This is a genomic window from Geodermatophilus sp. SYSU D00779 (genome assembly GCF_054050595.1).
In genome coordinates, this window is the sequence record NZ_JBJGZQ010000019.1 from 70,421 (window position 1) to 90,329 (window position 19,909).

Annotated in this window: 20 protein-coding genes; 11 read left to right on the top strand and 9 right to left on the bottom strand. The window is 72.6% G+C overall.

What is annotated here, in order from left to right; genetic code table 11:
- Window positions 1–634 precede the first annotated feature (634 nt).
- From ACI79G_RS16065 to ACI79G_RS16080, 4 genes are all read right to left on the bottom strand, one after another.
- Window positions 635–1,069, bottom strand: a complete 435-nt coding sequence (locus ACI79G_RS16065) for a MerR family transcriptional regulator (protein WP_456882115.1) — start codon at window positions 1,067–1,069, stop codon at window positions 635–637.
- On the bottom strand, window positions 1,069–2,559 hold the full coding sequence (locus ACI79G_RS16070; RefSeq protein ID WP_456882116.1) for a SulP family inorganic anion transporter: 1,491 nt from the start codon (window positions 2,557–2,559) through the stop codon (window positions 1,069–1,071). The genes ACI79G_RS16065 and ACI79G_RS16070 overlap by 1 nt, the downstream gene beginning before the upstream one ends.
- Before the next feature lie 789 nt (window positions 2,560–3,348).
- On the bottom strand, window positions 3,349–5,466 hold the full coding sequence (locus tag ACI79G_RS16075) for a putative bifunctional diguanylate cyclase/phosphodiesterase (RefSeq protein ID WP_456882117.1): 2,118 nt from the start codon (window positions 5,464–5,466) through the stop codon (window positions 3,349–3,351).
- Window positions 5,467–5,633: 167 nt separating this feature from the next.
- Window positions 5,634–6,200, bottom strand: a complete 567-nt coding sequence (locus tag ACI79G_RS16080) for a hemerythrin domain-containing protein (RefSeq protein ID WP_456882118.1) — start codon at window positions 6,198–6,200, stop codon at window positions 5,634–5,636.
- Window positions 6,201–6,537: 337 nt separating this feature from the next.
- Here ACI79G_RS16080 and ACI79G_RS16085 point away from each other — a divergent pair, with 337 nt between their 5' ends.
- The gene (locus tag ACI79G_RS16085; protein ID WP_456882119.1) at window positions 6,538–7,332 is read left to right on the top strand and encodes a DUF305 domain-containing protein; all 795 of its coding nucleotides are present in this window, start codon (window positions 6,538–6,540) and stop codon (window positions 7,330–7,332) included.
- 18 nt (window positions 7,333–7,350) lie between these two features.
- Window positions 7,351–8,049, top strand: coding sequence for a class F sortase (locus ACI79G_RS16090; RefSeq protein WP_456882120.1), 699 nt, complete (start codon window positions 7,351–7,353; stop codon window positions 8,047–8,049).
- A gap of 137 nt (window positions 8,050–8,186) precedes the next feature.
- Here ACI79G_RS16090 and ACI79G_RS16095 read toward each other — a convergent pair whose 3' ends face one another.
- Window positions 8,187–8,570, bottom strand: a complete 384-nt coding sequence (locus tag ACI79G_RS16095) for an ArsR/SmtB family transcription factor (protein ID WP_456882121.1) — start codon at window positions 8,568–8,570, stop codon at window positions 8,187–8,189.
- 130 nt (window positions 8,571–8,700) lie between these two features.
- On the opposite strand from ACI79G_RS16095, the gene ACI79G_RS16100 reads away from it, so the two are divergent.
- Entirely contained in the window at window positions 8,701–9,108 is a 408-nt protein-coding gene (locus ACI79G_RS16100; protein WP_456882122.1) for a four-helix bundle copper-binding protein, read from the top strand.
- A gap of 114 nt (window positions 9,109–9,222) precedes the next feature.
- Entirely contained in the window at window positions 9,223–9,495 is a 273-nt protein-coding gene (locus ACI79G_RS16105; protein WP_456882123.1) for a DUF4396 domain-containing protein, read from the top strand.
- Here ACI79G_RS16105 and ACI79G_RS16110 read toward each other — a convergent pair.
- A complete protein-coding gene (locus ACI79G_RS16110) occupies window positions 9,465–9,866 on the bottom strand; it encodes a hypothetical protein (RefSeq protein WP_456882124.1) in 402 nt (133 codons plus the stop codon). The two genes, ACI79G_RS16105 and ACI79G_RS16110, sit on opposite strands and share 31 nt — an antisense overlap.
- A 49-nt stretch (window positions 9,867–9,915) precedes the next feature.
- Window positions 9,916–10,440 carry a DUF421 domain-containing protein gene (locus tag ACI79G_RS16115; RefSeq protein ID WP_456882125.1) on the bottom strand — a complete coding sequence of 175 codons (525 nt, stop codon included), beginning with the start codon at window positions 10,438–10,440 and terminating at the stop codon, window positions 9,916–9,918.
- Between the two features lie 47 nt (window positions 10,441–10,487).
- Here ACI79G_RS16115 and ACI79G_RS16120 point away from each other — a divergent pair, with 47 nt between their 5' ends.
- Entirely contained in the window at window positions 10,488–11,378 is an 891-nt protein-coding gene (locus tag ACI79G_RS16120; protein WP_456882126.1) for a potassium channel family protein, read from the top strand.
- Between the two features lie 9 nt (window positions 11,379–11,387).
- On the opposite strand, the gene ACI79G_RS16125 is transcribed toward ACI79G_RS16120, so the two are convergent.
- Window positions 11,388–12,944, bottom strand: a complete 1,557-nt coding sequence (locus tag ACI79G_RS16125; RefSeq protein WP_456882127.1) for a cation:proton antiporter domain-containing protein — start codon at window positions 12,942–12,944, stop codon at window positions 11,388–11,390.
- A gap of 23 nt (window positions 12,945–12,967) precedes the next feature.
- Window positions 12,968–14,299, bottom strand: coding sequence for a DUF2254 domain-containing protein (locus tag ACI79G_RS16130; RefSeq protein ID WP_456882128.1), 1,332 nt, complete (start codon window positions 14,297–14,299; stop codon window positions 12,968–12,970).
- A gap of 183 nt (window positions 14,300–14,482) precedes the next feature.
- Between ACI79G_RS16130 and ACI79G_RS16135 the strand changes: the two genes are divergently transcribed.
- The 6 genes from ACI79G_RS16135 to ACI79G_RS16160 all read left to right on the top strand — a co-directional run bounded on the left by ACI79G_RS16135 (window position 14,483) and on the right by ACI79G_RS16160 (window position 19,866).
- Entirely contained in the window at window positions 14,483–16,945 is a 2,463-nt protein-coding gene (locus ACI79G_RS16135; protein WP_456882129.1) for a molybdopterin oxidoreductase family protein, read from the top strand.
- The gene (locus tag ACI79G_RS16140; protein WP_456882130.1) at window positions 16,942–17,424 is read left to right on the top strand and encodes a hypothetical protein; all 483 of its coding nucleotides are present in this window, start codon (window positions 16,942–16,944) and stop codon (window positions 17,422–17,424) included. The genes ACI79G_RS16135 and ACI79G_RS16140 overlap by 4 nt, the downstream gene beginning before the upstream one ends.
- Before the next feature lie 2 nt (window positions 17,425–17,426).
- Window positions 17,427–18,092 carry a hypothetical protein gene (locus tag ACI79G_RS16145; RefSeq protein WP_456882131.1) on the top strand — a complete coding sequence of 222 codons (666 nt, stop codon included), beginning with the start codon at window positions 17,427–17,429 and terminating at the stop codon, window positions 18,090–18,092.
- A 593-nt stretch (window positions 18,093–18,685) separates the two neighbouring features.
- Complete coding sequence (locus ACI79G_RS16150) at window positions 18,686–18,931, top strand: hypothetical protein (protein WP_456882132.1); 246 nt, start codon at window positions 18,686–18,688, stop codon at window positions 18,929–18,931.
- A 10-nt stretch (window positions 18,932–18,941) separates the two neighbouring features.
- Window positions 18,942–19,088 (top strand): hypothetical protein, encoded by a 147-nt coding sequence (locus tag ACI79G_RS16155; protein ID WP_456882133.1) that lies wholly within the window; start codon window positions 18,942–18,944, stop codon window positions 19,086–19,088.
- An 85-nt stretch (window positions 19,089–19,173) separates the two neighbouring features.
- A complete protein-coding gene (locus ACI79G_RS16160) occupies window positions 19,174–19,866 on the top strand; it encodes a DUF6766 family protein (RefSeq protein WP_456882134.1) in 693 nt (230 codons plus the stop codon).
- Window positions 19,867–19,909 lie beyond the last annotated feature (43 nt).

The window sequence follows — 19,909 nt, forward strand, 5'->3', positions numbered from 1 at the left end:
GTCGGCTGTACCCGCCGGGGCAGCCACTCGTGACGCACTGCATCCGGGAGTGTCACCGTCGGGCCGTCACCGGCAGGTCACTTCCTGGGGATGAGTCAGTAAAGGTGTGCTGCCGGAGCCTCGGTCATGCCGTGCTGACCGCCGCACCCGCTGATCTGTCCGTGCAGACCCGACGCTCCGCTGCCGGCGTGGTCACGGGCAGGGACCCGGGCGGTGCGTGCGAATGGGAACGTCCCAGGATGCACAGCGCCAACAGCGAGGCTCAGCGACACTGGGTGTGCTTCAGCCGGTGTCCGAGGAGCGATATGCATCCCCACGGTTGAGGCACTGGGTTGACCCGCGCCGGGCCTGACGGAGGGCCTCGTTCGCACAAAGAGTCATGGCGGCACCGCAGACCCCGGACGTAGAACGGTGTCGCGGGGCACCGGTGAACGGTTCCCGCGACGCCGCGGTGGAGCGGGTGACGGGAATCGAACCCGCACAGTCAGCTTGGAAGGCTCTGGATCCTGACACCTCTCTCGCTGGTCAGAAGGCTCTTTGTCCTACGCCGTGCCTTCCACGTGCCTTTGTGCCGGAGACGGTCGGGACATCAACGGCGTGCGGCGTTGCGAAGGGCATCGTGCTCTTCGGGCCGTCAGCGCCGGGCGTCGAGGTGTCCGGTGAGGCTGTCGGCGAAGCCCTCAGCGACGGCGAGCTGCTCGCGCAGTGCTGTGACCCGGGCGGTGGCCGCCTCGTGGAACATCCGCAGCTGGTCGAGCAGCTGCGCCCGGTCGCCGGTGCCGGCGTCGAGGTCGGCCAGGAGGCCGAGCAGCTCGCGCATCTCCTCCAGGGCGAAGCCGAGCGGCTTCATCCGCTTGATGACTTCGAGGCGGGCGATGTCGTCGGTGCTGTAGAGCCGGAACCCGCCCTCGGTGCGCGCGGTGGGGACGACGAGGCCCTCCTCCTCGTACCAGCGGATGGTGCGCAGGCTCAGCCCGGTGCGCTCGGCGACCTGGCCGATCTGCACCAGCGCGCTGCGCGACGTCCCGGTCGTCTCGCTGGCCGCCTCGGCCGCCGCCGTGCCACGCATCAGTGGGCTCCGGCCAGCTGGCCGGTGTGCCGCTCGTACCGGTCGGCCGAGTGTCCGCTCAGGCCGACGATCTGGACCTTCTTGCCGCGCTTCTCGTACTTGTGGGTGATCGCGTCGAGGGCGGCGACGGTGGAGGCGTCCCAGACGGAGGCGCGGGACAGGTCGATCACCACGTGCTGCGGGTCGTCAACGTAGTCGAACTGGGCGTAGAGGTCGTTGCTGGAGGCGAAGAACAGCGCTCCGGTTACCGAGTAGACGCGGGTTCCGCCGTCGGGGTCGGTGACGCTGGTGACCTCGGCAAGGTGGGCGACCCGGCGGGCGAAGAGCACGCAGGCGACCAGCACGCCGGCGCCCACCCCGATAGCGAGGTTGTGGGTGACCAGCGTTCCGACGACGGTCGTGAGCATCACCGCGGTCTCGCTGCGGGGCATCCGGTGGAGGGTGCGCAGGCTGTGCCAGTCGAAGGTGGCGATGGACACGAAGATCATCACCGCGACGAGGGCGGCCATCGGGATGATCGCGACCACGTCGCCCAGCGCTACCACGAGGACCAGCAGGAAGGCGCCGGACAGGAAGGTCGACAGCCGGGTGCGGGCGCCGGACTTCACGTTGATCATCGTCTGCCCGATCATGGCGCAGCCGCCCATGCCGCCGAACAGGCCGGAGGCCACGTTGGCCACGCCCTGGCCCCAGGACTCGCGGGTCTTGTCGGAGTGGGTGTCGGTGAGGTCGTCGACCAGCTTGGCGGTCATCAGCGACTCCATCAGCCCGACGAAGGCGACGCCGAGTGCGTAGGGGGCGATGATCGTCAGCGTCTCCCAGCTGACCGGGATGTCCGGGAGCGTGAGGAACGGCAGGCTGTCGGGTAGCTCGCCCTCGTCGCCGACGTTCGGGATGGTCAACCCGGCGGCGACGGTCAGGCCGGTGAGCACGATGATCGACACCAGCGGCGCGGGAACGACGGTGGTCAGCCGCGGCAGCAGGAAGATGATCGCCAGGCCGGCGGCGACCAGCGGGTAGACCAGCCACGGCACGTCGATCAGCTGCGGCAGCTGCGCGGTGAAGATCAGGATGGCCAGCGCGTTGACGAAGCCCACCATCACGCTGCGCGGGATGAACCGCATCAGCCGCGCGACCCCGGCGATGGCGAGCAGCACCTGGAAGATCCCGCCGAGGACGACGGCGGCGAGCAGGTACTCCAGACCGTGGTCACGCACCAGCGGCGCGACGACCAGGGCGATGGCGCCGGTGGCCGCGGTGATCATCGCCGGGCGGCCGCCGGTGAACGCGATCACCACCGCCATGACGAACGACGAGAACAGGCCGACCCGGGGATCGACCCCGGCCAGGATGGAGAAGCTGATCGCCTCGGGGATCAGCGCGAGAGCCACGACCAGGCCGGCGAGCACCTCGGTGCGGGCGACCTTCGGGGACAGCCACGCCGGCCCGCCGAAGCGGGGCGTGCGCGGGGCAGCGACAGCTGAGGACATGGATCCGTCTCGTTCGGTGCGCCGTCGCCGGCGCGGGTGGGCAGCACCGCAGGCAGTGCCGAGTCAGGGGTGGCGCGTCGGTGCGCCGAAGGGTGCGCAGCGCTGGCGTGCGGCGATGTCGGTCAGGATCTGCCGACTGCGGCTCATCGGCGCGGAGGGACGGCGTCGCCGGGGTCACCGACAGTCTGCCGGGAACTCGTCCCTGACGTCAGGGTTGAGCGGTGAGCCGTTCATCACTGTTCGGGGCGGTGTCGTCCGCGCGGGCATGGGTCCGCCGGCGTCGGGACGACGGGCATCGGCTATCCGCCAGTCGCGTCGTGGCCGCGGATGAGGCGATGGGCGGTGGAGCCGACGCTGACCGCGGCCACCACGCCGCCGATGGCGCCGAGGTGCGTGGTACCGAAGTAGCGGGGAAGGCGCCGGTCTCCTGGGCGCGGATGGCGTCGGCGGAACCGGCGTCGGTCGTTCACACTGCCTGGCCAAGCTGGGTCGTCCCCTGGGTGACAGCGGTAGACGGGCCGGTCAGGTCTGAGCGGCGCGGTCGTCTCGCCAGGCTTCCTCGCTGCTGCGCTCACTGTCCGTGTGCGGTGGCTCCGGCGACGCCTTCGAGCGCCGACCGGTCTCCCGCCTGTTGGGTGGGGATGACGCTCAGGGAGCCGTCGGTCTCCAGGACGACGGCGGCCACGGAGGACAGGTCGCCGGAGCCGGTGGCGCGGATGGTCTGGCGCAGGCTCGCCTGCCGGCCGCTGCCGGCGGGGGTGGCCGTGGGCCACCGCGCGACCTGGGGTGTTACCGACCACCACGGGCCGGTGGGCGCTGATCGCCGACGTCGTGTGCGGTGAGCCAGTCGAGGACGCGGTCGGCGGGCATCGGAACGGCGAGCAGGTGCCCCTGGCCGTGGCGGCAGCCCGCGGCCCGGGCGCGGGCCAGCTGCTGTGGCGTCTGGATGCCTTCGGCGAGGGTGCCGGCGCCCATCGCGGCGGCCAGGGCGACGAGTGCCGCCAGAGCGCCACGCCGAGCGCCGATGGCGGGTTCCGGCTCGTCGGCGAGCAGGCCGGGGTCCAGCTTCAGGGTGGTGATCGGCAGGGTGAGCAGCCGGCCGAGCGGTGCACCGCCCGTGCCGAAGTCGTCGATGAGCACTCCCACCCCCGCCGAGTGCAGCTGGTGGAGCTGGTCGGCGATCCGTGCCGGGTCCTCGGCCAGGCCGGCTTCGGGAAGTTCCAGGCCGAGCCGGGATGCCGGCAGCCCGGAGGCGGCCAGGGCCGCGGCGACGTCATCGACCAGCGACACGGCGGAGGACAGCCGGGGATGGATGTTGACGGTCACCAGGGCGGGCCATCCGGCGGCGGCCCACCGCGCCCCCGCGGTGCTGGCGGTGGTGAGCACCCAGCGGGTGAGCGGGCCGATCAGGCCGGCCTCCTCCGCGAGCGGGAGGAAGGCCTCCGGTGCCAGCATCCCCTGCTCAGGGTGGTCCCATCGCAGCAGCGCCTCCCACCCGGCCACCGCACCGGACTCCAGGTCCAAGAACGGCTGGTAGAGCAGCCGCAGCTGGTCCTCCGCGATCGCCCGGTCCAGGCCGGCTCCGGCGCGCGGGCGGTGCCGCGCCGACTGCGGCCGCCCCCGGGTGGCGACGTGGGTGCGGTCGCGGCCGCCGGTCTTGGCCCCGTACATCGCCGTGTCGGCCTGGCGGATCAGCTGCTCGGGGGTCTGGTGCTCGGTCGCGGAGGTGGCGATCCCGATGCTGGCGGTCAGCGACAGCTGCGCGTCGCCGATCACGAAGGGGCAGTCGAACGCGGTCTGCATCCGCTCGGCCAGGGCGATGCCGCCCTCCGGATCGCAGTCGTGGGCCAGGACCACGAACGCGTCCCCGCCCAGCCGGCCGACGACGTCGTCGCCGCGGGTGCGGGAGCTCAGCCGGGCGGCGACGTGGCGCAGCAGCTCATCACCCACCTCGTGGCCGAGGGAGTCGTTCACGGCCTTGAAGCCGTCGAGGTCCATGAACAGCACCGTGACCGGCCCGCGCCCCGGCCGCCGCAGCGCTCCAGCGACGAGCTCGTGCAGATAGGCGCGGTTGGGCAGGTCGGTCAGGTGGTCGTGCCGGGCCCGCCACAGCGCGGCCTCCTCGGCCTGGACCCGGTGGGTGATGTCGGTGTGGATGACCACCATCCGCCCGGCGTCGTCCACCCGCGAGGCCTGGACGTGGAACCAGACCAGGCTGCCCTCGACCGGGACGGCGCAGTCGTGGGCGAAGCTGTCCTCGCTACCGGCGGCGAGCGCGTCGAGCCCGCGGTGGATGGTCCGGGCGTCGAACGGGGTGATGTGGCGCGATAAGACGTCGTGGTAGCTGGCGCCCGGGGCGCGCAGCTCCCGGGCCTCCCCCATGCGCTCCCCGAAGGCGAACCACTGCCGGTTGGTGCCCAGGATCGTGCCGTCGGTGTCCAGCAGCACGGTGGCGGCGGGGGAGACCTCCAGCGCGGCGCGCAGCAGCTCCGTGCGCGCGGCCTGCTCCTGAGCCATCCGGCGGAACTCGTCGACGTCCCGGAAGAAGACCGACAGCCCGGTGGCGTCGGGAAAGGCGCGGACCTCGAACCACTGCTGCCACCGCGCCTCGAGGGTGAACAAGCTCACCGGCACGCGGTGCGCGACGGCCTCGTGCAGCGCCCGGTACAGGTCACGGTCGACCCAGTCCGGGAACACGTCCCAGACACTGCGGTCGACCAGGTCGGACGCGGGGCGGCCCAGCAGCCGCTCGGCGGCGGCGTTGACGAGGGTGAAGCGCCACTCGCGGTCCACCCGGCAGACCGCATCGGTGGTCGAGGTCAGAGCAGCGGCCTGGGCCCGAGCGGTCCGCAGGGGTGCCTCCCAGGAGATGCGCCCGTCGTCCTCGCTGTCCGCCGCGTCGGTCACCGCGTCCCTCCTGAGCTCCCCGAGGCCGCCGGGGATGTCGCGTGGGTGGCGTCGGCCTCCAACTGGCACAGATCGCTTCGTCGGCCGGAGCAGGGAGATCGGCGGCGAGCCAGCCTTGGACCGGCCTCCCGCCGACCTCTGCTGAAACGGTCCGGACCCGGCGCAGGTCAGGCGCTGGTGGACCGGCCCGTCAGCTTGTCGCGCAGCCTGTCCACCATGCCAACCCCCGGCCCGACCAGCTTGTGGAACAGCTCGCTGTGCGGGGCCGCCGGGTGGGGGCGGGTCGGGGCCGCCTTCTTCGCCGTCTCGACCTTCCGGCCGAGCTCCAGGAGCTGCTCGGTCGACAGCCGGGCGCGAAGCATGGGGAACTGCTCGCTCTCCTCGTCGGAGACGTGGTCGCGCAGCACCGCCTCCAGCCGTCCCAGGATCTCGACGAACCGCGCGTCCGCGGCGTCGATGCCCTCGAGCTCCTTCATGACCTCCTCGAGCTGCTGGTGCTCCTCGATGTCGTGCTGGACCTTGCTCTCGCCGTCGGGCAGGTGGTCCCGCATGGCCGGGTAGACGTACATCTCCTCGGCCACCGAGTGCCGCATCAGCTCGGCGATCACGGTGTCGACCATGTCGCGCCGCTGCGCGGCGTCGGCGGTCGGGATCTGCTCCACGAGGGCGAGGACCTCGTGGTGGTCGGTGGTGAGGATGTCGACGACGTCCTGGTTGCCCGTGCTCGCGGTCATGGCGTCTCACTCTCTCGGCGTGTGCCGCTGGAGAACGTGGGGTGCTCCGTCCCGCGGTCCTACCCGGACGGCGGGTGCCGCACTCCGCGCGACGATCCACCTCTGGCTCCAGCGACGCCCGATCTCTGCCTCTCGCGGACCCGGCTTCTCGACACCAACTACTGAGACCGCAATAGCGCGAGTGCAGGGTGATGGCCCGCCGCGGCAAGTGTGGTCCGTCGCCTCCCGGCTGCTCGGAGGTGGACCGACGGGTATGCGGACGCGGCGGCCGAGCAGCGGCCGTCACGCACGCGGTCGCCAGGTGACGGGGCCGGTGCCGAACACCGAGGAGTGCTTCGTGAACTCGTACCCCACCCGATCAATCCCGTCGCCCCGAGGCAGTCGGCTGGCCGTGGCAACCGTCGGCGTCGCCGCCTGGACGGGGTTGCTGGTCGGCGCCGGGGCGCTGCCGCACGCGGCAGCCGACAGCCACGAGGCGCCGGCGCCGACGTCCTCGGCCGCGCCGAGCTCCGCGCCGCAGGTGGAGAACGCCAGCGCCACCGACGTCCGCTTCGCCGCGATGATGGTCCCGCACCACCAGACGGGCATCGAGCTGACGCAGATGGCGATCGAGAAGGCGACCACCTCCGGCGTCCGGCAGGTGGCGCAGGAGGGTCAGCAGTCGCAGCAGTCGGATCTGCCCGTTCTCGAGGCGATCGCCGCGGCCGGCTCGCAGGACCATGAGATGGAGGAGCCGCTCATGACGTTCAACGAGCAGGAGATGGCCGAGCTGCGGGAACTCAGCGGTGAGGCGTTCGACAAGCGGTGGCTCGACGTCTTCAGCAGCCACCACATGGCGGCGATCATGATGGCCGACACCGCGCTGCCCGGCGCCACCAGTGACCAGGCCCGGGCGATCGAGCAGAAGATCCACGACGGCCAGCTGCGGCAGCTGGCGACCATGAACGAGCTGCGCGAGCAGCTCAGCGGCCAGCAGGTGTCCCAGGTGCCCGCGGGTGCGGCCGAGACCGGCGGTGGCGGTACCGCCGGTCTGCAGAACGGTGACCTGATCGCCACCGGCGCCGGCCTGGTCGTCGCCGGTGCTGCCGGCGGCCTGCTCGCGCTCCGCCGCCGTAGCTCCGCCGAGAGCTGATCGCAGGTCGACCAGCACGTGCCCAGGAACGAGCAGCGCGGTCAGGCCCGGCACCTGGCGGTCGGGCTGGCCGCGCTGCTCGTCCTGGCCGGTACCGGCCTCGTGCTCCTCGGTGTGGGGACGCAGGTCCGCGCACCTCAGCCGACGCCAGCCGCAGCAGCCACGGCCCCGGCGGTACCCGACTCCTCGACCGCACGCGGTGGGCCGCGGATCCAGGCCGAAGCGGCAGCGGACGCCGTGCCTCCGCTGCCCGCCGCCACCCCCACACGGCTCGACATCCCGGCCATCGACGTCACCACCGGCCTGCTGCAGCTCGGTCTCGACCCCGACGGCACGGTCGAGGTCCCGCCGCTGAGCGAGGACGCTCCTGCCGGTTGGTACCGCCACTCGCCCACGCCGGGAGAGCTCGGTCCCGCCGTGATCCTCGGCCACGTCGACTCCGCCGAGCACGGGGCCGGCGTGTTCTTCCAACTCGGCGCGCTGCGGCCCGGGGATACCGTCGACGTCGCCCGTGCCGACGGCACCACCGCTGTCTTCAGCGTCGACCGCGTCGTCAGCTACCTCAAGTCGCGGTTCCCGACCGACGAGGTCTACGGCGACACCGGCCACGCCGCACTGCGCCTGGTCACCTGCGGCGGCGTCTTCGACGACCGCTCGGGCAGCTACCTGGACAACATCGTCGTCTACGCATCCCTGGTCACCAGCCACCCGGCCTGAGCATCGGGTCATCGACATGGCAGCCCCGGCGGTGACTCCACGACGCCGACCGGTCCGGCTGGCGGCGACGCCCCGCCCGAACCCGCATCACCCACCGCCGCTGCCGGACAGCGACCGCTACGAGCGCCGTTGCAGTACTAGGCGTCGTCCTCGTCGACCGGCGCGCGGCTGAGCTGGACCAGCTGGCGCAGGCAGTGCTCCCGCAGCGGCTCGGGAAAGCCCTCGGCCAGCCGGTAGAACGCGGTGCGGCCCTCCCTGCGGCGGCTGACCAGTCCCGCGCCGCGCAGCACGCGCAGTCCGTAGCTGGCCTGGTCCTCGGTCACGCTCAGCGCCATCGCCAGGTCCCCGACGCACAGCTCCTCGGCGACGTCCAGGGCGTAGAGCAGCCGGGCGCGGACCGGATCGGCGAGCAGCCCCAGCAGCGAGGTCATCCGCTCGGCGTCGGCCGCCGAGGGCAGCCGGGCCCGGGCGGCGGCCACCCGGACCGGATCCACCGGGTGGTTATGGCTCGTCTCGGTCACGACACGCCCATACCCACCAGTCACCTGTTTCCTCCGCACGCCCGTACGGGCATCCGGATGGCGCACCGGTCGGCGGACGTCGCCGGCGGCACCGCGCCGTCGCACCGCCGGCACCGAAGGAGGCTTCCCCATGACCGTCGCCGCGCAGATGCTCGACACGTACCCGAAAGACCTCGGCGGGGTGGACCGGGAGAAGCTCCGCGCCTGCATCGAGGCCTGCTTCGAGTGTGCCCAGGCCTGCACCGCGTGCGCGGACGCCTGCCTGTCCGAGGACTCGGTCGCCGACCTGACCACGTGCATCCGGACCAACGCCGACTGCGCCGACGTCTGCGACGCCACCGGCCGGGTGCTGTCCCGGCACACCGGCTACGACGCCAACCTCACCCGCGCGGTGCTCGAAGCCTGCGCCGCTGCGTGCAAGGCATGCGGGGACGAGTGCGCTCGGCACGCCGAGATGCACGAGCACTGCCGGGTCTGCGCGGACGCGTGCCGTCGCTGCGAATCCGCCTGCCAAGACCTCATCACCTCCCTCGGCTGACTCCTGCCGGGGTTGGGTGGAAGAACTGCTCAACACCGTCCGCCCACGGCCAGGACGCCGGGACCTGGCCCTCGGCTGGCAGGCATCGGGTCGTCGATGCCGTGGCGAGAAGGCGTGGAGGAGGAGAGGCACTACCACCCCACCGGTCACGGGCACGTCTCCGACCAACGGCACGGCCGTGGACCGGGACACGCTGGCCGGCGCCGGGAGCTGGACCGGGTCGCGGTCACCGCGACCGTGCACTGCCTCACCGGCTGCGCGATCGGTGAGGTGCGCGGCATGGTCATCGCACGGTCGCTGGGCTGGTCGGACTTCGCCACCATCGTGCCGGCCATCGCGCTGGCGTTCGTCTTCGGCTACTCGTTCACGATCGTGCCGGTGCTGTAGTCGGGGCTGGCCCTGGGGGCGGCGATCGGGGTGGCGTTCGCCGCGGACTGCTGTCGATCACGGTGATGGAGATCGTGGACAACACGATCCGGCACCGACGGGCTCGGTGCTGCAGCACGACGGTGAACGTACGCACCGGCATCCAGCTCCGGGGTGTCGCCGGTCAGCAGGACGCGGAGAGCAGCCGCCGCGCGGTCGGAGTCCAGCTGCTGCAGCTCGGCCAGCCGCCAGCGGCCGGGTGCGCACTGCAGCGGCGCCAGCCACTTCGTCAGCCGGTAGCCCGCGGTGCGGCCGAGCCGGTAGTAGGCGGGGACCTCGGCGGTGGTCAGGCCGGGCGGGCCGTCCGCGACTCGATCGGTCGGTCCGGACACGTGGCCGCGCCTGCGGTCTCACACCACCTGCTCCCGTTTCACCGTGCGGTCACTGCCCGCCCTCGGCTGCTCCCGCCACCCCTTCGAGCGCCGACCGGTTCCCCGCCCGCTGGGTGGAGATGACGCTCAGGGACCCGTCGGTCTCCAGGACGACGGCGGCCACCGAGGAGAGGTCCCCGGAACCGGTGGCGCGGATGGCCTGGTGCAGCTCGCTCATGGTGATCCGCTGCCGGTCGAGCGCTCCGGGGACGGGCCGGCCGTCCTGCAGCAGGAGGGTCGGTCGGGCGGTGACCACGCTGCGGCCCCCCGGCAGCCAGGTCGTCGTCCGCGCGACCACGAACTGCAGTGCCGCGAGCAGGACCAGAGCGACGGCTCCCTCGCTCCACGAGACGTCGCTGCTGAGCAGGATGGTGGCCAGGGTCGAGCCGAAGGCCACGCTGACCACCCAGTCGAAGGCGTTGAGCTTGGCCAGCGTCCGCTTGCCGGACACCCGGAGCAGGACCACGAGCGCGAGGTAGGCCGCCGCCCCGACGGCGAGGATCCGGACGATGTCGGACCAGGAGTCGAACCACATGCCGGCCCTCTACCCGCGTCGCGCCCGACAGTTGGCAGGCTCGGCGGGTGACGGGTGTCCTGGGATGGTTCGTGACCGCGGTCGGCGCAGCGCTGGTGTTCGTGGCGCTGCGCGACATCTTCCACACGATCTGGCACCCCACCGGCCGCGGTGGGCTCAGTCGGCGGCTCATGGCGACGGTGTGGCGTATCGGGCGTCGGCGTCGGGCGCTGGGAGCGTTGGTCGGGCCGCTGGCGATGGTCGTGGTCGTGCTGGCCTGGGTGCTGCTGATCCTGCTGGGGTGGGCGCTGGTGTACTGGCCGCACCTGCCGGGCGGGTTCGTCTTCGGCAGCGGCCTGGACCCCGCGTCCCGGGCCGGGTTCCTAGACGCCGTCTACCTGTCCACGGTCACCCTGGCGACGCTCGGTTTCGGTGACATCGTCCCGGCGGCGGACTGGCTGCGGATCGCGGTGCCGGTGCAGGCGCTCGTCGGTTTCGGGCTGATCACGGCCGCGGTCTCGTGGGTGCTGCAGGTGTACCCGGCGCTGACCCGGCGCCGTGCGCTGGCGGTGCGGCTGTCGCTGCTGCGCCGGGTCGACACCCTCGGGCTGGTGGCCGACCCCCAGTCGGCGATGGCCGCGCCCCTCCTGGAGGACCTGGCGGTCGGGCTCGCGCAGCTGCGGGTCGACCTGACCCAGTACGCCGAGACCTACTACTTCCGGGACGGCGATCCCGAGGCCTCCCTGCCGGCGATGCTGGGGGTGGCGCTGCACCTGAGCGAGCACGCCCAGCGCACACTCGGTGCGGACGCGCGCTACGCCGGGGAGCTGCTGGACACCGCGGTGGGGGACTACCTGCACGTGGTGGACGAGCAGTTCCTCCACGTCGGTGGCCCGGCCAGGGCGATCGCCTCGGCGTACGCGGACGACCACGGGCAGGAGCTCGCCCGCGCGCGATGAGGTCGGGGCTCATCCCCGCCGGTGGGACCGGCCGGGGGCGGCCGACGTGGCGGGCTGGCCCTCGTGCCGGGTGGCGGCCCGGTAGGCCGCCCGGCCCGGTGCGGCGGTCACCCCGTGGACGACGACGCTGGCCACCACCACGAGGCTGCCGGCGGCGAGCACGGTGGGGTCGGCGCCGAGCCGCTTGGCCTCCAGCGCGAGGTAGAACAGCGCCGAGACACCGATCGGCCCGAACCACCCCAGGTGGAGCGCGTCCGGCCAGCCCAGCCGCAGCGGGGGACGGAGAGCCACCAGGACGGGCACCCGGCGCAGCAGGAGCACGGCTCCGGCCAGGAGCAGTCCGCGCCAGCCGAGGTCGACCCAGGCCGCCCACGGCAGCGCGGCACCGACGCCGATGAACAGCGGCAGGACGAGGAAGCGGTTGACGGCCTCGTCGATCGGCACGTCCGACGTCCGTTCGGAGCCGGTGCTCACGCCGTTGAAGGCCAGCCCGCAGACGAACACCGCCAGCACGCCGTCGACGTGGATCAGCCCGGACAGCCCGAGCACCGTGAGGGCCAGGACGGCGGTGAACAGGGCGAGGGGGCCGGGGTCGGTGGAGCCGTGGTCCTCGCCGGCCCTGAGCGCCCGCGCGCCCAGCCACCCGGTGACCAGCCCGACGACGACGGCCCCGGCCACCTGCCAGAGTGACTCCAGCGCGGCCTCGGCGCCGGTCAGGGGGCCGGCGATCGCGACGGCGGCGAGCACCAGGGGCAGCGCCAGGCCGTCGTTGGCGCCGGACTCCAGGGAGAGGATCTGCCGGTCCCGGGCGGGCAGGTCCTCCTCCGCCGGGCCTCCGGTGACGACGCTGGACGCGAGGACCGGGTCGGTCGGGCACAGCGCCGCGCCGAGCAGCGCTGCGGCGCCGAGTCCCACGCCGAGCACCCACGCCGACAGGCCGGCGGTGATCAGGGCCATGAGCGGCATGGCGACGGCCAGGAGGATCAGCACCGGACACACCCGCGACCGCACCGCCCCCAGGGGGTAGCGCAGGGCCACCGCCATCACGGAGATGGCCAGGAGGATCCGGGTGGCGGTGTGCAGCCAGGTGTGGTCCTCGGTGAGCGGCCGCACGTCGAGCAGGCCGGCGACGGACGGGCCCAGGACGACGCCCACGAGCAGGCCGAGCAGCGGCTCGGAGACCGGCAGCCGCCGCAGGCGCTCGGACAGGGCGGCGACGCCGAGCGCGATGAGCCCGCCGGCGAGCAGGACGAGGTCCGTCTTCACGAGCTTCCCGTGCCCGCTGCTGGACGGTTCGATGCCGCAGCCGCCAACAGCTCCGGCGAGGCACCGGGCCGGTGCCGGTCCTGACGGAAGTAGGCGCCCAGGGCTGCGCGCGGGTGGAGACACCGCGACCGAGCAGACGGCCAGGACCACCTCGAGGATCCGGGCGAGTCCTGCGTCGGCGGTCAGCGGCTGGCCGGTGACGGTGGCGAGGGCGGTCTCGTGCGGGGCGGGGCCGTAGCGGTCATCGGCGCCGCCGACGCAGAGGAGCCGGCTGCCGGTGAGCACGACCACGCCGGTCACCGCGGCCAGCCAGCCGATCCGGGTCAGCCCGGTCGTTCAGCGGGCCACACCCCGGTGAGGGCGGAGTCGAGCGCCTCTTTCCAGGTGCGGCGCTCCGACGCGGTGATCCGGGTGGACTCCGCGGCGAGGTCCACGACGGAACGGAGCCGGTCGCGCAGCGTGTGGTCCAGGACGCCCCGGGGCGCGCGCCACGCGACCTCCCGCAGCAGGGCGGCGATGCGGCGCAGGACGGCCGGTTGACCCGAGGCGTAGTGGAGGGGTTCCTCCAGGACGAGGTCGACCAGGTCGTCGGGGGTCCACTGCGGCACGATCAGGCGCACGATCCCGTCGCCGTCGGTGCGGCAGTCCGGTCCGAGCGGCCGGGAGAGGAGGTCACCGAGCAGCGCCGAGGCATGGGAGAGGGAGTGCACGGCCGTCGTGGGGTCGTTGATGCCGGGCGACAGCGCACGGACGGTGATGTCGACGACCTTGCGCAGGCTGTAGGCGATGTCGCGAGTGGGGGAGCGCTCGAAGTCCAGTCGTACCGAGCGGCCCAGGGCCTCCTGCAACGCCGCTGTGTCGGGTTCGCGGACGCCGTCCCTGGGCCAGACGTGCGCGAGAGGTGTCCCGGCCACCACGGAGTCACCGATCCGGGCGGCCAGGAGGACCATGACGTCGGAGCCCGCCGCAGCGGACACCAGGCGTTCCTCGTCCAGGTCGACGATGAAGCCGCTGGACGGGGAGGCGACCGGGATCCCGGGTCCGGGAGGCAGCCGGACGGGCGGCGATGGGTGTTCGCGGTCATCAGCCAGCTCGCGGTCGAGGGTGGCCCCGGCCTCCTCGTGGACGTCGCGGAGCATCGTCTCGACCCGGAGGGCACGGGCCAGGTGCCCGAGGAACAGCACCACGGCCAGGACGCTGCCGAGCGTCAGCACGTAGGCCACGGTGATCGACAGACGTGGGACGAACGCGGTCTCCCCTTCGGTGGCGCTCTCGGTGCGCACGGTCCGCAGGACGGTGAGCGCGTACACGAACGTGGCCGTCAGCTGTGCCAGGGTCAGCTGGACGACCCGGTCGGTGGCGAAGGTCTGCAGCAGCCGGGGTGAGTACTGGCTGCTGCCCAGCTGGAAGGCCACGACGGTCAGCGAGAAGATCAGCCCGGTCACGGAGATGAGCGATCCGGCGATCGCTGCGAGCAGGTCGCGTGCCGCCGACGGCCCGCCGCCGAAGACGAAGGTCAGGGGATGCCCTGAGCCGCGGCTCTCGAGCAGTCCGTCCACCGCCGGCAGCCCGATGCCGACGCCGACCGCGATCACGACCGCGACGACCGGGATGGGCCAGAGAGCCCCGCGCAGCCGTGCGGTGATCGCACGCACCGCACTGCGTCGCCTGGGTCTCCTGGAGTTCACCGGGAGGACCCCCCCGGGGCTTCGGTCAGCACGCTGGGAGCGTCCCGCAGTGGTGCGACCCGCGCCCGAGCACGCGTACTCCAGGCTGCGGTGAGCCGGACCGGCGGTGAGACTCGGCGGGCACCCAACCCGTCCGGCAGGAGGACCGCCGTGCCCAGGATCGACCGGATCGCCGAGCCCTGGGGGACACGGACGCCGTACGGGCCGGGGGAGACCTGGCCGACGCGGGTGGACTCCTACCTCGCCGATGGGCTGACCGAGGACGACGTGGACCGCTGGGTCCAGACTGCGTCGATCCTGCACTCCAACGGGGACGCCTACGACATGGCGGTCAAGGACGGCCGGATCGTCGGCGTCCGCGGCCGGGCGGTGGACCGCGTGAACCACGGTCGGCTGGGGCCGAAGGACCTGTTCGGCTGGCAGGCCAACAACTCACCGGACCGGCTGACGCGGCCGCTGATCCGGCGGGACGGCGAGCTGGTGGAGTGCGACTGGGACACCGCGATGGACGCGGTCGCGGGCCGGTGCCGTGAGCTGCTCGACGAGCGTGGCCCCAGCTCGATCGCCTTCTACACCACCGGGCAGCTGTTCCTCGAGGAGTACTACACCCTGGGGCTCATCGCGCACGGCGGCATCGGCACCAACCACGTCGACGGCAACACGCGGCTGTGCACGGCCACCGCCGCGGCCGCGTTGAAGGAGTCCTTCGGCTCGGACGGGCAGCCGGGGTCCTACACCGATCTCGACTCGGCCGACGTGATCTGCCTGTACGGGCACAACATGGCCGAGACGCAGACGGTGCTGTGGAGCCGGGTGCTCGACCGGCTGGCTGGCCCGAACCCGCCGGCGATCGTCTGCGTCGATCCGCGGGAGACGCCGGTCGCCCGGGCGGCCACGGTGCACCTGGCGCCGCGACCGGGCACGAATGTGATGCTGATGAACGCGCTGCTGCACGAGATCGTGGCCAACGGCTGGGTCGACTCCGGCTACGTCGAGGCGCACGCGGTGGGCTTCGAGGAGCTGGCGAAGCGCGTCGGCGACTACCCACCCGAGCTCGCCGCGGAGGTCTGCGACGTCCCCGTCGAGCAGATCCGCGAGGCCGCGCGGCTCATCGGCACCGCGCAGCGGCTGGTGTCCACCGTGCTGCAGGGCTTCTACCAGTCCCACCAGGCCACCGCGGCCGCCGTGCAGGTCAACAACGTGCACATCCTGCGCGGCATGCTCGGCCGGCCCGGGTGCGGCCTGCTGCAGATGAACGGGCAGCCCACCGCGCAGAACACCCGGGAGGCCGGCGCGGACGGCGACCTGCCCGCGTTTCGGAACTGGTCCAACGACCAGCACATCCAGGACCTGGCCCGGGTGTGGAACGTCGATCCGCTGGACATCCCGCACTACTCGCCGCCGACGCACATCATGCAGCAGCTGCGCTACATCGAAGAGGGCTCCATCCGCTTCTTCTACGTCACCGCCACCAACCCGGCGGTCTCCCTGCCGGAACTGCGCCGGGTCCGCGAGCTGCTCAGCCAGGAGCGGCTGTTCCTCGTCGTCCAGGACCTCTTCCTGTCCGAGACGGCACAGCTGGCCGACGTCGTCCTCCCGGCCGCCACCTGGGGGGAGAAGACCGGCACGTTCACCAACGTCGACCGCACCGTGCACCTGTCGGAGAAGGCCGTCGACCCACCCGGCGAGGCCCGCCCGGACCTGGACATCCTCATCGACTTCGCCCACCGGCTCGGCCTGGAGGACAAGGACGGCGCCCCACTGGTCAAGTGGTCGGATCCCGAAGGTGCGTTCGAGGGCTGGAAGGAGTGCAGCCGCGGGCGGCCGTGCGACTACACCGGCCTGTCCTACGACAAGCTGCGCGGCGGCAGCGGCATTCAGTGGCCCTGCACCGACGAGCATCCCGACGGCACCGAGCGCATCTACGTCGACGGGCAGTTCTGGGCCCAGCCGGACTACTGCGAGAGCTACGGCCGCGACCTGGTCACCGGCGCACCCCTGGACGAGACCGAGTACAAGGCGCTGAACCCCACCGGCAAGGCGGTGCTGAAGGCCGCCGAGTACCTGCCGCCGCACGAGCTGCCCAGCGAGCAGTTCCCCTTCCAGCTGATCACCGGCCGCACGCTCTACCACTTCCACACCCGCACCAAGACCGGCCGCGCGCCGCAGCTGCAGGCCGCCGCCCCCGAGGTGTGGGTGGAGATGTCGGCCTCCGATGCCGGCGACCGCGGCTGGGCCGAGGGCGACCTGCTCGAGGTGACCACGCCTCGCGGCCGGGTCAGCGGCCGGCTGCGGATCAGCGGCATCCGGCCCGGGGTGGTGTTCCTGCCCTTCCACTACGGCTACTGGGACGAGCCGGGCGGCCACGAGCCCGCCGGTGACCGCGGCCGGGCGGCCAACGAGCTCACGCTCACCGACTGGGACGCCTGCTCCAAGCAGCCGATCTTCAAGACCGCCGCCGCCGCGGTCACCCGGCTCGCCGAGGCCACCGGCCCCGCCCCGGCGCCCACCACGACCGGCTCCCGGCCGGTGGTGTCCGCCGGCATACCGGAGACCCGTGGCGGCGCCGCCGCCGAGGCGCTCGAGGAGCCGGCGCCGGGAGGTGCCCGGTGAGGCTGCACCTGGCGGTCGAGGAGCTGCACCGGTCGGAGAACCACCTGGCGCGGGCCCTGCTCGCGGCCTCGGATCGGCACAAGGCCGACCACGAGGTCTTCTACGTCGCCCGTGACATCGCCGGCTGGTCGCAGCGGCACGTCACCGAGCTGGCCCGCATCGGCGCCGACTACGGCCTGGACCTCGACCCCGAGCCGGAGGGGGAACCCGGGATCCTGGAGAAGGTCCAGCAGGCGACGTCGGACCTGCTCGGGCGCCGGCCCGAGCCGGGCCTGCTGTTGCTGGCAGACCTCCGGCACATCCACCGCGAGGCGGCCGGGGTGTCACTGGACTGGGAGCTGCTCGCCCAGGCCGCCCAGGGCGCCCGGAAGCGCGAGCTGCTGCAGCTAGCGGAGCGCTGTCATCCGGACACGCTGCGGCAGATGCGCTGGGCCAACGCCAAGCTCAAGGAGTCCGCGACCCAGGCCCTGGTGAGTTGACGATGACCACTCCGCAGACCGCGACCCGCGTCGTCCTCCGACCGCTGGCCACACCGCTGCCACTCGGCTTCCTGGCCCTGGCCCTGGCCACGACCGTCTTCGCGACCGTCCAGCTCGGCTGGATCCCGCCCACCGAGGGCCGGGTGGCCGCCCTCACCGCACTGGTCGCGACCGTGCCGCTGCAGCTCACCGCGGCGGTCATCGGCTTCCTGGCGCGCGACCCGGTGGCCGCCACCGGGATGGGGGTCCTCAGCGGCACGTGGGCGGTCGTCGGCCTCACCACCGTGACCTCCCCGCCCGGCACCGCCAGCCAGGGCCTCGGGGTCCTCCTGATCGTCGCGGGGGTCTCGATGTTCGTCCCCGCGTCCGCCGGTGCGACCAAGCTCGTCCCGGCCGCCGTCATGGCGCTGGCCGGCATCCGGTTCCTGGTCACCGGCGCCTACGAGCTCACCGGGTCTGCGAGCTGGAAGACGACGGCCGGCTGGGTCGGCCTCGCGCTTGCGGTGCTGGCCCTCTACGCGGCGGTGGCCCTCGAGCTCGAGGGCGCCCGGGGGAGGACCGTCCTCCCGGCCGGCCGGCACGGTCCGGCCGAGGCCGCGGTCCGCGGCGAGGGGTCGCTCGAGCCCGACACGCTGGCTCGAGAGCCGGGGATCCGACCGCAGCTCTGAGGGAGCCGCGCCGCTGAGCAGTCCCGGGACCACGCCCGTCGTCCGCGGCCTGGGGCCTTCCCGACCCACACCGGCGGGGCTGCGGTCTGTCGCGGTGCGCCGGGAAGCCTGGTCGGCAGTCGTGTCCCCGACTGTCAGGAGCCCGCATTGGCCACCATGTCGTCGTCCGTGCCTGCGCTGCGCGCGGAGGGACTGAGCAGGGTCCGGACGGCGATGCGCACCGGGCTTAGAGGACCGCGGCCGGGTCGACGTGGTCGTCGACGCCGCGGATGGGCGGGGGGCGCAGCTCTCATCAGTGGGCGGCTGTACGAGAGACGGCGTTGACGCCTTGGGCATGGGGCCGTCGCACGACGAGCTGCCGGGACGGGTCGAGGCAATCGCCAGCAATCTCGGAGACAGCGCCTGTGGGCATGCGGCTTCGCCGACTTCCAGGATGCGCACCGCCCGCACGGACGATGATCGTTTCGTTGCGGTGCGGATCCGGGTAGCGCGCAAGGCACCGGTTCCGCCCAGGCCGGGAGGCAACGTGGCTGCCGGGGTTCCCGGCTCTTCCCGGGCCGCTCGAGCTCTGTGGAGGAATCGTGCGAAGGGGAATGACCGGGGGCGTCCGCAGGCACGCGCTGCTCATCGGCGGTGGGGTTCTCGCCGTCGTCCTGACCGGGTGCTCCAGAGCGTCGGCGGACGACGTGGGCGCGGCGGCTGCGGCGTTCGAGGACCCGGTCGTCGATCCGCAGGCCCGCTGCGACCTGCTGGCGCGGGCGACGCTGGCGACGTTCGAGTCCGACGAGTCGGCGCCCTGCGCCGAGGTTATCGGTGACGTGCTGTTGCCCCGGCGGTGAGGTGACCGCGGTGGAGGTGTGGAACGGCGACGCCCAAGTGCGGCTCGGCGGCGAGACCGTGTTTCTGACCGAGACCGACGCCGGCTGGAGGATCACCGCGGCCGGCTGCGAGCCGCGAGGTGAGGCGCCCTACGACTGCCAGGTGGAGGGTCCGTGAACGGAGTGCGTGCGGTCTTCGGGGTCTATCTGGCAGTGATCCTCTTGGGCATCGTCTACGCCGTCCTGCTCGGGGTGGCAGGCCGGTGACCGGGAAGGAGCCCAGCTACGGATTCCTGCGCAACAACGCCCTCAGCCTGGTCTTCGGCGCGTTATTCCTCGCCACCCTCATCGGGCAGGCGATCGCGGGGACGGCGGACTTCAACGCCCGGCAGGTCGCCGACGGCCTCGAGCCCGTGTCGCTCCTCGAGTTCGTGACGTCGTCGGCGTTCATGGTCGACGTGATGGAGAACTGGCAGTCGGAGTACCTGCAGTTCTTCCTCTACGTCTTCGCCACTGTCTGGTTCGTCCAGAAGGGCTCCAGCGAGTCCAAGGAACCCGGCCAGGAGGGCACGGAGACCGACGAGGAGCAGGAGCTCGGCCGGCACGCCGACGAGGAGTCCCCGGCCTGGGCCCGCGCCGGTGGCTTGCGGACGGCGCTGTTCTCGCGCTCGCTCGGCTGGGTCATGGGAGCGCTGTTCCTGCTCACCTGGGCGGCCTCTGCCGTCGTCGGCTGGGCGGCCTTCAACAGCGAGCAGCTCGGTCAGCGCCAGGACCCGGTCAGCTTCGGTGGCTATCTGGCCGAGGCGGAGTTCTGGAACCGGTCCTTCCAGAACTGGCAGTCGGAGATGCTCGCCGTCGGCTCGATGGCGATCTTCGCGGTGTACCTCCGCCAGCGCGGCTCACCGGAGTCCAAGCCGGTCGGCGTCGCACACGCCGACACCGGCCAGACCGGCTGAAGCGGGTCCGTAGCCGCCAGAAGCCGACCCCGGCAGGGAGCGT